The following is an 11,573-nucleotide window of genomic DNA, read 5'->3' as shown; positions in this document are numbered from 1 at the left end:
CGGGAGCCGGGAAAATGCGCTGATTTATAAACGGCATCAGGGAAACCCCTGCGACATATAGGGCGATCTCCTACAGATCGCAATGAACAGTTCGTCTTGTTGTTTAATCAGATGCTTGCTAGTGGCCATCATAGTGATTACGATGCGCCCACTTGAAAGAGCACATCTCAATTGGATGAGTCGCTGAACTGCTCTTCGATACTGTCCCGCGTTGCTGAAACTCCATTCGCGCGCATGACTGTAATCCTTAATAAAGGCCATGGATGTCCTACTCAAGCAAACTTTCCGCCCATTACCTCGAACTCGCAAAAGTCTCTGTTTCCAAAGAGAATTTCGCGGGCGAAGACGTTCGTTTTTCGAGCGAGTTCGAGGCGCTGGAAAGTGAGCTGGCCAAGGCTTCGTCGATGCACGAAAGCGGGCAGATCGACTGGCTGAAAATCCGCGAAAACAGTGAAAATCTGCTGCGTACCCAATCCAAGGATCTGCGTGTCGGCGCCTGGCTGACGTGGTCGCTGTACCAGCGCGAATCCTTCCCCGGGCTGCTTGCCGGCCTCGGTCTGCTGCACCATCTGTCGGAAAACAACTGGGCCGACGTCCACCCGCTCAAACCCCGCACCCGTGCCGCCGCGATCGGCTGGCTGGTGCCGCGTCTCGAGCAGGTCATCACCGAAAACATTGCGATCAAAGAGCAGTTGCCGATGTTCCGGCAGCTCTCTGAGCACCTGGCCGGTCTTGAGGCCGCGTGCACTGAACATCTGGGCGATGACGCGCCACTGCTGCTGCCGATCTCCCGCCGCCTGAAAACCATGATTCAGCGCGCCGCCGACAACCAGCCGGCGCCCGGCGTGGTGGGCGCGGCGGTGGCGCAGGTCAAGCAGGCCGCGACCCAGCTGCTCACTCCTGGCGCACCGATCGACAACGAGCGGGATGCGCACAAAGCCCTGCGCGCCCAGCAGGACAGCGCCCGGCCGTTGTGTGCCTGGTGGCTCAAGCAGAAGGCTACCGATCTGCGTGCCCTGCGCCTCAATCGCACGCTGCTGTGGATGACCATCGACGCCGTGCCCGAGCGCAACGCCGAGCAGATCACCGTGCTGCGCGGCCTGCCGCTGGAAAAACTCAAGCTCTATCAGGACCGTTTCGATCAGGGCAAATACGCCGACCTGCTGGTGGAACTGGAGGCGAGCCTGGCGAAGGCGCCGTTCTGGTTCGATGGCCAGAGGATGGTCTGGGAATGTCTCCAGAACCTCAACGCCGAGCTGGCCATGCGCGAAGTGGAAATCCACTTCGCGCTTTTGATTCAGCGCCTGCCGGGCATCATCGAGTTGCGCTTCCATGACGGCGCGCCGTTTGCCGATCCGTCCACCCGGGCGTGGATCGCCGCCAATGTCATGCCGCACCTGCAAAGCGCCAGCGCGCCGCGCAAGGTCGAAAGCGAGAACGTCGAAACCCAGCCGGCCTGGGAAAAAGCCCTCGAGGAAGTCCAGCCGATTCTGCGCAAGGAAGGCTTGAAGCCGGCCGTGCAGATTCTCAAGCAGGGTCTGCAATCGGCCCACGGTGGCCGCGAACGCTTCTTCTGGCAGTTCACCCTCGCGCGGCTGTGTTTCCTGGCCAAGAAATACGAACTGGCCAAGAACCAGCTCGAAACCCTCGATCAGACATTACAGGACTCAGGCCTGCACGCCTGGGAGCCCGATCTTGCATTGCAAGTGCTGCACCTGCTGCACAGTTGCTGCGAGTTGTTGCCGCAGAACCACGCCGTACGTGAAAGCAAGGAAGAGATTTATCGCAGGCTGTGCCACCTCGACCTCGAAGTGGTACTCGAATAGGCCCCAGGGCCACAACCGCAAGGAGAAAAGCCATGGCCAAAGAAGGCTCGGTAGCCCCCAAGGAACGCATCAACGTCACCTTCAAACCCGCCACCGGCGGAGCTCAGGAAGAGATTGAACTGCCGCTGAAGCTGCTGGCAATCGGTGACTACACCCACCGCAAGGACGATCGCAAAATCGAAGATCGCAAGCCGATCAGCATCGACAAGATGACCTTCGACGAAGTGTTGGCCAAGCAAGAGCTGGGTCTGACGCTGAGCGTGCCGAACCGTCTGCAGGAAGATGGCGAGGCTGAAGAGCTGGCCGTGCAATTGCGCGTCAATTCGATGAAGGACTTCAACCCGGCCAGCCTGGTCGAGCAAGTGCCTGAGCTGAAAAAACTGATGGAACTGCGCGATGCGCTGGTGGCCCTCAAAGGCCCGCTGGGTAACGCACCTGCGTTCCGTAAAGCGATCGAAGGCGTGCTCGCCGACGACGAATCCCGCGGTCGCGTACTCGGTGAGCTGGGCCTGAACGCCGCAGCCCCGGACGCCTGAGACTCCAGTAGCCAAGGAAGCCAACACAATGAGCACTAGCGCAGCACAAGAGAAGAGCGCCGCCAGCGGCGAATACAGCATTCTCGACAGCATCATCGCCGAAACCCGTCTGACCCCGGACGACGAAGCCTACGACATCGCCAAGCGTGGCGTGTCGGCGTTCATCGAAGAGCTGCTCAAGCCGCAGAACAACGGTGAGCCGGTCAAGAAAGCCATGGTTGACCGCATGATCGCCGAGATCGATGCCAAGCTCAGCCGTCAGATGGACGAGATCCTGCACCACCCGGATTTCCAGGCGCTGGAATCGTCGTGGCGTGGTCTGCAGTTGCTGGTCGACCGCACCAACTTCCGCGAAAACATCAAGATCGAAATCCTCAACGTCTCCAAAGAAGACCTGCTGGACGATTTCGAAGATTCGCCGGAAGTCATGCAGTCGGGCCTGTACAAGCACATCTACACCGCTGAATACGGCCAGTTCGGTGGTCAGCCAGTGGGCGCCATCATCGCCAACTACTACATGTCGCCAAGCTCGCCAGACGTCAAGCTGATGCAGTACGTGGCCAGCGTTTCGTGCATGTCCCACGCGCCGTTCATCGCTGCCGCCGGGCCGAAATTCTTCGGTCTGGAAAGCTTCACCGGCCTGCCGGATCTGAAAGATCTGAAAGACCACTTCGAAGGCCCGCAATTCGCCAAATGGCAGAGCTTCCGTACCTCGGAAGACTCGCGCTACGTTGGCCTGACCGTGCCGCGTTTCCTGCTGCGCAACCCGTACGATCCGGAAGAAAACCCGGTGAAATCGTTCGTGTACAAGGAAACCGTTGCCAACAGCCATGAGCACTACCTGTGGGGCAACACCGCTTACGCGTTCGGCACCAAACTGACCGACAGCTTCGCCAAATTCCGCTGGTGCCCGAACATCATCGGCCCGCAGAGCGGTGGCGCGGTTGAAGACCTGCCTCTGCACCATTTCGAAAGCATGGGCGAAATCGAAACCAAGATCCCTACCGAAGTATTGGTTTCCGACCGTCGTGAATACGAACTGGCCGAGGAAGGCTTCATCTCCCTGACCATGCGCAAAGGCTCCGACAACGCGGCGTTCTTCTCCGCCAGCTCGGTACAGAAGCCGAAGTTCTTCGGCATCAGCGCAGAAGGCAAGGCCGCAGAGCTGAACTACAAGCTCGGCACCCAACTGCCGTACATGATGATCGTCAACCGTCTGGCTCACTACTTGAAAGTGCTGCAGCGCGAGCAACTCGGTTCGTGGAAAGAGCGTACCGACCTCGAGCTGGAACTGAACAAGTGGATCCGTCAGTACGTGGCCGACCAGGAAAACCCGAGCGCCGAAGTGCGTGGCCGTCGTCCGCTGCGCGCTGCGCAAGTGATCGTCAGCGACGTTGAAGGCGAGCCGGGCTGGTACCGCGTGAGCTTGAACGTGCGTCCGCACTTCAAGTACATGGGTGCCGATTTCACCCTGTCGCTGGTTGGCAAGCTGGACAAAGAGTAAGAGCGACTCATGGACGGATACGGCAGCCTGTTCGAACGCCTTAACGGCGACGCGCAACTACGCAAGGGCAACAGCCTTGAGGCTTGTGCCATGGCGTCAGTGGCTGCCCATCTGGCCAAAATGCTCAGCACCCGGGCCGGCAGCGTGCAAACGCTGGCCGACTACGGGTTGCCCGATCTCAATGACATGCGCCTGAGCCTGCACGACTCCCTGAGTCAGGCCCGCCTGGCTATCGAAAACTTCATCGAAGCCTACGAGCCACGCCTGAGCAATGTGCGTGTCATTTCCCTGCCGCGTGACCACGATCAACTTCGCCTGGCCTTCAGTATCGAAGGCCTGCTGGAAGTCGAGGGTTTCAAGCGTCAGGTCAGTTTCTCCGCGCGCCTGGATGGCAGCGGTCAAGTCAAGGTCACCTAAGGAGATCCCCGATGTCTGGCAAACCCGCAGCACGCGTATCCGACCCCACCGCTTGCCCGCTCCCCGGCCACGGCACCAACCCGATCGCCGCCGGTTCCGGCGACGTGTTCTTCGACGGCCTCGCGGCCGCCCGCCAAGGCGATGTCTCGGCGTGTGGTGGTGCGATGGTCGGCGATCTTGCGACAACCGTGTTGATCAACGGCAAACCGGCTGCGACCGTAGGTTCGGTTGGATCTCACGGCAATAAGGTCACGGCCGGATCCGGGACGGTGATTATTGGCAATTCGCATACGCCGGCGCCGTTTGTGCCGCCGGAGCCGGTCATCATTCCTGGAATATTCAATCGTGTCTTTGAATTCAAAACCGCAGATGGAAGAACGGTTGAAAATTTAAACTACATCATGCGCTCTGATAGCGGGATTGAGAAAACAGGCTCAACGTCAACAGGCATGTCAGGTGGTTTTTCAACTGGAAAGACGGCAGAGCCTGTAACTATATATATTTCGGCGGACTAGTAGGTATGGAGACCGTAATCAACATCGATGGTGTCGCTTACACGTTTGTGACTCAGGACGAGGTGACTACACTTAAAGTTCTTACCGAAACAACTGAGAGCAAGGATACAAAGCCTAAGAAAGTTGACCTTCCGTTGGCCTGGATTATTACGCGAAAAAGTGGTGTGCCGCTCTTCGCCTTGAAACCGGGTAAGGATGACTCTCCATTCAGAATTATCACTGCGGAGAAACTATACGCAGAAAAGGGTCAGTGGTTCGAACCGTTGGCCAGATATTATAGAGAGCTTGTCTGGATCAACCCGGAAACAACGCAGGCCGGATCAGAATCGCATGCGGCTTATAAACATGTTACTTGGCAGGAGCTGATCGACTTCGCAATCGTCGACCGGTTTTCATTCACTTTTCACTCTGGAATGCCGGGTGACTGGAAATTCCGTGCCGTGGGCGGTGCTGAGTTCTTGATGGTGTTCATGGAGGATAAACCGTATTGGACTGATGGCATTGGCCAGGTGCCGTTTGCGGTTAACACCTATAGAAAATATCTGCGAGAAACAAAGCAGGTAGAACTCGCAATAAAGCTGGCTGGTGAAACGGGTGTGACCTGGGGCGACGGCAAAGCCTATACCGGAGCAGAGCGAGGACCGAAAGACGTTTACGATAACTTCATCATATTGCGAGGGATATTGTGGGCAAAAGAAAACTGCAAGTTGGTTGTGAAAAAAGACACGGTATACGATAAAGGTATCCCGCACACAATTGAACTTACTGACGCACCTTATGTGCCTGTATCGAATGCGAAGTTAATAAATCCAATTTCGCAAGGCGATATGGATCAGTACGGGGCATGGAATAAATGAAAGCTCGTCGCTTAGTTGCCTGTATTCCACACCTGATAGTATGTGCCCTGTATATTCCTTTGCATAACTACGGTGTCGACGTATATATCGATATGTATGGCGGGTTGACATCGAGAGGTATCGGCATCGGTATGACGCCGGATCTAATGGTTCAGTATTTTGTGGTGATGAACGCTATAGCGTTTTTTGTCCCCAAGCTGAAATTAAAGGTCCTGTCTGTCTCATTAATGCTGGGAATTATTTTGTACTATTTTTTGCCTCACTACCCCGTCCGTGCGATGGCTTACACCTCGATGGGTGGTGTCCTGACTTTTGCGGCGATATTTGCTGGCCAATTAATTGATCGCGTTTTTTTTTCAAATCGAGAAGTTAAAGCATGACTGTTGGGCGTTATGGCCGACATTGCCCGCGGGGAGTTTCTTACCCGCATGAACTGTTCTGCTGTTTTTTTAAATGAGTTCCACTACCAGGCAGGTACCCCGTGTCCTTTAACCACTACTACCAAAGCGAACTCACCGCACTGCGCCAGCTCGGTCGCCGTTTCGCCGAGCGTAGTCCGGCGCTGGCGCCGTATCTGGGGCAGGCCGGGCGGGATCCGGATGTAGAGCGGTTGCTCGAAGGCTTTGCATTCCTCACCGGGCGCCTGCGCCAGAAGCTCGATGACGAACTGCCGGAGCTCAGCCATTCGCTGATGCAGTTGCTGTGGCCGAACTACATGCGCCCGCTGCCGGCGTTCAGCATTTTGCAGTTTGATCCGCTCAAGCGTTCCGGCCCGGCGCTGCTGGTTGAGCGCGATACGCCGATCGAGAGCAAGCCGATAGAAGACGTGCGCTGCCGCTTCCGCACCTGCTATCCGACCGAAGTCTTGCCGCTGGATCTTGCCGCGCTGAATTACTCGGTGAAGGGCGACGGTTCGCTGCTCAGCCTGCGTCTGGAAATGAGCGCCGACGGCCACCTCGGCGAACTGGAACTGAGCAAGCTGCGCCTGCACTTTGCCGGTGAGCGTTACATCAGCCAGATGCTGTATCTGAGCCTGCTGCGCAACCTCGACGGCATCGAACTGATCCCGCTCGACGGCGCCGGCAAGCCGATTGATGGCGTCAGCGGCAAGCCGATGGCGTTCAAGATTCCCGGTGATCGGGTCAAACCAGTGGGCTTTGCCGAAGAAGAAGCGTTGATTCCGTATCCGCTGAACACCTTCCGTGGCTATCGCTACCTGCAGGAATATTTCGCCTTCCAGGACAAGTTCCTGTTCGTCGACGTCAACGGTCTGGACATTCTCAAGGCGCTGCCGGAAGACACGCTCAAGCAGATGCGTGGTCTCGAACTGCGCTTCGACATCCGCAAGAGCGGCATCATGCGCATGCGCCCGACCCTCGATAACGTGAAGCTGTTCTGCACGCCGATCGTCAATCTGTTCGAGCACGACGCGCTGCCGATCCGTCTCGATGGCAAGCAGGACGAGTACCTGTTGCTACCAGCGGAATACGACCTGGAAAACTGCGGTGTGTTCTCGGTGGAAACCGTCACTGGCTGGAAGCCCGGCGGTCTCGGTTATCAGGAATACGTGCCGTTCGAGTCCTTCGAGCACGACCCGAGTTTCGACGTGCCCAACAGCCGTCCGCATTACAGCATTCGCCAGCGTTCGTCTTTGCTGCATGACGGCCTCGACACTTACCTGAGCTTCGGCATCCGCCACACCGAAGCCCACGAAACCCTGTCGATCGAGCTGATGTGCACCAACCAGAACCTGCCGAAAAAGCTCAAGCTCGGCGACATCTGCATGGCCAGCGAGCAGACCCCGGAATTCCTCAGTTTCCGCAACATCACCCCGGCCACTCCGAGTTTCGCGCCGCCGCTGAACCGTGACTTCCTGTGGAAGCTGATCAGCAACATGTCGCTTAACTATCTGTCGCTGGCGGACGTCAATGCGTTGAAGGTGATTCTGGAAACCTACGACCTGCCGCGCTACTACGACCAGCACGCGGAGAAGGTCAGCAAGCGCCTGCTGGGCGGCCTCAAGCACATCAAGCATCACCACGTCGACCGACTGCATCGCGGTCTGCCGGTACGCGGTTTGCGCACCGAACTGACCATCGACCCGGAAGGCTATATCGGCGAAGGCGACCTGTTCGTCTTCGCTTCGGTTCTCAACGAGTTTTTCGCGCTTTACGCCAGTCTCAATTCATTCCATGAACTGCGGGTAAAAAGCACACAGGGAGAGGTGTACCAATGGACACCACGTATGGGCCTGCAGCCCCTGCTTTAAGCGGGCTGACCAAGGTAATACGCGAGTACTCGCTGTTTCAGGCCGTGCTGCTGGTGATCGACCGGCTGCGCGAGGCACACCCGCATCTGAGCGAAGACGATCTGTACGACCAGGTCGAGTTCCAGGCCAACCCGAGCCTGGGCTTTCCGCGCAGCGACGTCGATCGCGTCGAGTTTTTCGAAGAGCACGGCAAGATGCGCGCGCGCATGCGCTTCAACCTGATCGGCCTGGTCGGCTCCGGTTCGCCGCTGCCAGCGTTCTATGGCGAACAAGCCCTGGGCGACAGCGAGGACGGCAACCCGACGCGCAATTTCCTCGACCTGTTCCACCATCGCCTGCAACGACTGATGCTGCCGATCTGGCGCAAGTACCGCTACCGCGCGAGCTTCCAGAGCGGCGCGATCGACCCGTTCTCGGCGCAACTCTTTGCGCTGATCGGCCTGGGCGGCGACGAGATCCGCAAGGCCAAGGAACTCAACTGGAAACGCCTGCTGCCGTACCTCGGTTTGCTCAGCTTGCGGGCGCACTCGGCGGCGTTGATCGAAGCCGTGCTGCGTTACTACTTCAAGCACGAAGACCTGGTCATCGAGCAGTGCATCGAGCGCCGCGTGGAAATTCTCGAAGAGCAACGCAATCGTTTGGGCCGCGCCAACAGCGTACTCGGCGAAGACCTGGTGCTGGGCGAGCACGTGCGCGACCGCAGCGGCAAATTCCGCATTCACATCACCGAGCTCGACTGGCAGCGATTCCATGAATTCCTGCCGATCGGGTTCGGCTACCAGCCGCTCTGCGCGCTGGTGCGGTTCACCTTGCGTGACCCGCTCGATTACGACATTCGCCTGGTCCTGCGCCAGGAAGAAATCCGCGAACTGCGCATCGGTGAGCAGAACGCCTGTCGCCTCGGTTGGACCAGTTGGCTGGGACGCGAGAAAGCGGACGGCGTGGTAACCCTGGGCAGCAAAATTCATTAAGGACGTGAGCCATGATCAACGTAGACCTGCAACAACTCATCCAGGCGCTGGACGCCGAAACCCGTCGTGATCTGGAACGTTCGGCCGAGCGTTGCGTCGCCCGTGGCGGCAGCAAGATCCTCGTCGAAGACTTGCTGCTGGGCTTGCTCGAGCGCCCGAACGGCTTGCTGTCGCGCGCGCTGCAAGATGCTGACGTCGACGCCGGTGAACTGACCGCTGCATTGCAGTCGCGGGTCGAGCACAGTGCTTCGCGCAACCCGGTGTTCGCCCCGGAACTGGTGCAATGGCTGCAAGACGCACTGCTGGTGGCCAACCTCGAACTGGGCCAGACCCAGGTCGAAGACGCGGCGCTGATCCTGGCGTTGCTGCGCAACCCGATGCGTTATGCCGGCAGCCGCTATCAACCGCTGCTTGCCAAACTGAACATTGATCGCCTGAAAGAATTTGCCCTGTCGCAACAGGAGCAACCGGCGGCCAACGGCAAACCGGCCGCACAGGGCGAATCGCTGTTGCAGCGCTTCACCCACAACCTGACCCAACAGGCCCGCGACGGCAAACTCGACCCGGTGCTCTGCCGCGATGGCGCGATCCGCCAGATGGTCGACATCCTTGCCCGTCGGCGCAAGAACAACCCGATCGTCGTCGGTGAGGCCGGTGTCGGTAAGACCGCCATCGTCGAAGGCCTCGCCTCGCGCATCGCTGCTGGTGAAGTGCCGCAGGTGCTCAAAGGCGTTGAATTACTCTCGCTGGACATGGGCCTGTTGCAGGCCGGCGCCAGCGTCAAAGGTGAATTCGAGCGTCGTTTGAAAGGCGTGATTGATGAGGTCAAAGCCTCGCCAAAACCGATCATTCTGTTCATCGACGAAGCTCACACCCTGATCGGCGCGGGCGGCAATGCCGGCGGTTCCGACGCGGCCAACCTGCTGAAACCGGCACTGGCCCGTGGCGAACTGCGCACCATCGCTGCCACCACCTGGGCCGAGTACAAGAAATACTTCGAGAAAGACCCGGCGCTGGCGCGTCGCTTCCAGCCCGTGCAACTGCACGAACCGACCGTCAGCGAAGCGGTGACCATTCTGCGTGGTCTGGCTCAGGTCTACGAGAAGAGCCACGGCATCTACCTGCGCGATGACGCGGTGGTGTCCGCTGCTGAATTGTCCGCGCGTTACCTGGCCGGTCGGCAACTGCCGGACAAGGCTGTAGACGTCCTCGACACCGCGTGCGCCCGCGTGCGCATCAGCCTCGCTGCGGCCCCGGAAAGCCTCGAGCGCCTGCGTGGCGAACTGGCTGAAGGCGGCCGCCAGCGTCAGGCCCTGCGCCGCGATGCCGAGGCCGGTCTGCTGATCGACCACGAAGCGCTGGAGGCGCTGGAAGCGCGGCTGGACGAAGCCGAAAGCGAGATGGTTGCGCTCGAGACCCTGTGGACTGAGCAGAAAGAGCTCGCCGAGCGTCTGCTGGAACTGCGTCAGCAACTGGCCAAGGCCCGCGAGGCTGCAGCTGTTGAGCCGACCGTCAGCGTGGAAGAAGACGCCGAAGGCACCGTGATTGAAACTCTGGTCGCCGAAGTCGAAGAAGGCCAGAGCGTCGAAGCGCTGGAAGCCCAATTGCATGAAACCCACGCCGCGTTGACCGCTGCGCAAGTCAAAGAACGCCTGGTCAGCTTCGAAGTCTGCCCGCGTCTGGTCGCCGAAGTGATCAGCGCCTGGACCGGTGTGCCGCTGGCGCAACTGGCCCGCGAGCACAACGCCAAGGTTGCCAGTTTCGCCACCGATCTGCGCACGCGCATCCGTGGTCAGGAACAAGCCGTGCACGCGCTGGATCGCTCGATGCGCGCGACCGCTGCCGGTCTGAACAAGCCTGATGCACCGGTCGGGGTTTTCCTGCTGGTCGGCCCGAGCGGCGTCGGCAAGACCGAAACCGCGCTGGCACTGGCGGACCTGCTGTACGGCGGCGACCGCTTCATCACTACCATCAACATGTCCGAGTTTCAGGAGAAGCACACCGTCTCGCGCCTGATCGGTGCGCCACCGGGCTACGTCGGTTACGGCGAGGGCGGCATGCTCACCGAAGCCGTGCGTCAGAAGCCGTATTCGGTGGTGTTGCTCGATGAAGTCGAGAAGGCTGATCCGGACGTGCTCAACCTGTTCTACCAAATCTTCGACAAAGGCGTGGCCAACGATGGCGAAGGTCGCGAGATCGACTTCCGCAACACGTTGATCCTGATGACCTCCAACCTCGGTAGCGACAAGATCAGCGAACTCTGCGAAGACGGCGCGCGGCCTACCGCCGAAGTGCTCGAAGAAACCATTCGCCCGGTACTCAGCAAACACTTCAAACCGGCGCTGCTGGCGCGGATGAAAGTGGTGCCGTACTACCCGGTGGGCGGCCCGGTGCTGCGCGAGCTGATCGAGATCAAACTCGGCCGTCTCGGCGAGCGCCTGAACCGTCGTCAGCTGGAGTTCAGCTGGTGCCAGAACCTCGTCGATCACCTGTCCGAGCGTTGCACGCAAAGCGAAAGCGGTGCGCGCCTGATCGATCATCTGCTCGATCAACATGTGCTGCCGCTGGTGGCCGATCGTCTGCTTGATGCGATGGCGACCGGCGAGAGCCTCAAGCGTGTGCATGCCACGCTCGACGGCAACTCCAGCGTGACCTGCGAGTTCGTCTGAGGTGGGCGT

Annotated in this window: 10 protein-coding genes; all 10 read left to right on the top strand. The window is 59.2% G+C overall.

All coding sequences use genetic code 11. From position 1 onward, the window contains the following. The first annotated feature begins 263 nt into the window (after positions 1–263). Entirely contained in the window at positions 264–1,826 is a 1,563-nt protein-coding gene (gene tssA, locus AB4N85_RS21240) for a type VI secretion system protein TssA (protein ID WP_056790892.1), read from the top strand. Between the two features lie 32 nt (positions 1,827–1,858). After that, positions 1,859–2,362: a type VI secretion system contractile sheath small subunit gene (gene tssB / locus AB4N85_RS21235; RefSeq protein WP_016772498.1), complete on the top strand. Its 504-nt coding sequence runs from the start codon at positions 1,859–1,861 to the stop codon at positions 2,360–2,362. 28 nt (positions 2,363–2,390) lie between these two features. Further along, positions 2,391–3,866: a type VI secretion system contractile sheath large subunit gene (tssC, locus tag AB4N85_RS21230; protein ID WP_016772499.1), complete on the top strand. Its 1,476-nt coding sequence runs from the start codon at positions 2,391–2,393 to the stop codon at positions 3,864–3,866. A gap of 9 nt (positions 3,867–3,875) precedes the next feature. Further along, positions 3,876–4,283, top strand: coding sequence for a type VI secretion system baseplate subunit TssE (gene tssE, locus AB4N85_RS21225; protein WP_007920274.1), 408 nt, complete (start codon positions 3,876–3,878; stop codon positions 4,281–4,283). Positions 4,284–4,294: 11 nt separating this feature from the next. Continuing rightward, positions 4,295–4,798 carry a PAAR domain-containing protein gene (locus AB4N85_RS21220; RefSeq protein WP_076564582.1) on the top strand — a complete coding sequence of 168 codons (504 nt, stop codon included), beginning with the start codon at positions 4,295–4,297 and terminating at the stop codon, positions 4,796–4,798. A gap of 5 nt (positions 4,799–4,803) precedes the next feature. After that, positions 4,804–5,655: a hypothetical protein gene (locus AB4N85_RS21215; RefSeq protein ID WP_016772501.1), complete on the top strand. Its 852-nt coding sequence runs from the start codon at positions 4,804–4,806 to the stop codon at positions 5,653–5,655. Then, on the top strand, positions 5,652–6,035 hold the full coding sequence (locus AB4N85_RS21210) for a hypothetical protein (protein WP_236167786.1): 384 nt from the start codon (positions 5,652–5,654) through the stop codon (positions 6,033–6,035). Before AB4N85_RS21215 ends, AB4N85_RS21210 begins: the two co-directional genes overlap by 4 nt. A gap of 101 nt (positions 6,036–6,136) precedes the next feature. Next, on the top strand, positions 6,137–7,924 hold the full coding sequence (tssF, locus tag AB4N85_RS21205) for a type VI secretion system baseplate subunit TssF (RefSeq protein WP_024014825.1): 1,788 nt from the start codon (positions 6,137–6,139) through the stop codon (positions 7,922–7,924). Beyond that, positions 7,888–8,895: a type VI secretion system baseplate subunit TssG gene (tssG, locus tag AB4N85_RS21200; RefSeq protein ID WP_095181222.1), complete on the top strand. Its 1,008-nt coding sequence runs from the start codon at positions 7,888–7,890 to the stop codon at positions 8,893–8,895. The genes tssF and tssG overlap by 37 nt, the downstream gene beginning before the upstream one ends. Positions 8,896–8,906: 11 nt before the next feature. Next, a complete protein-coding gene (gene tssH / locus AB4N85_RS21195) occupies positions 8,907–11,564 on the top strand; it encodes a type VI secretion system ATPase TssH (RefSeq protein WP_041476615.1) in 2,658 nt (885 codons plus the stop codon). Positions 11,565–11,573 lie beyond the last annotated feature (9 nt).

The sequence above is a fragment of the Pseudomonas sp. H1_G08 genome (assembly GCF_054681355.1).
Note: the sequence above shows the minus strand (reverse complement) of the source record. Positions and strands in the feature narration are given on the sequence as shown.

What these genes read in the sequence shown, in the direction of transcription:
- tssH (WP_041476615.1), top strand. Translation starts at nt 8,907, where the DNA reads ATGATCAACGTAGACCTGCAACAACTCATCCAGGCGCTGGACGCCGAA.
- AB4N85_RS21220 (WP_076564582.1), top strand. Translation starts at nt 4,295, where the DNA reads ATGTCTGGCAAACCCGCAGCACGCGTATCCGACCCCACCGCTTGCCCG.
- AB4N85_RS21210 (WP_236167786.1), top strand. Translation starts at nt 5,652, where the DNA reads ATGAAAGCTCGTCGCTTAGTTGCCTGTATTCCACACCTGATAGTATGT.
- tssA (WP_056790892.1), top strand. Translation starts at nt 264, where the DNA reads ATGTCCTACTCAAGCAAACTTTCCGCCCATTACCTCGAACTCGCAAAA.
- AB4N85_RS21215 (WP_016772501.1), top strand. Translation starts at nt 4,804, where the DNA reads ATGGAGACCGTAATCAACATCGATGGTGTCGCTTACACGTTTGTGACT.
- tssB (WP_016772498.1), top strand. Translation starts at nt 1,859, where the DNA reads ATGGCCAAAGAAGGCTCGGTAGCCCCCAAGGAACGCATCAACGTCACC.
- tssG (WP_095181222.1), top strand. Translation starts at nt 7,888, where the DNA reads ATGGACACCACGTATGGGCCTGCAGCCCCTGCTTTAAGCGGGCTGACC.
- tssC (WP_016772499.1), top strand. Translation starts at nt 2,391, where the DNA reads ATGAGCACTAGCGCAGCACAAGAGAAGAGCGCCGCCAGCGGCGAATAC.
- tssE (WP_007920274.1), top strand. Translation starts at nt 3,876, where the DNA reads ATGGACGGATACGGCAGCCTGTTCGAACGCCTTAACGGCGACGCGCAA.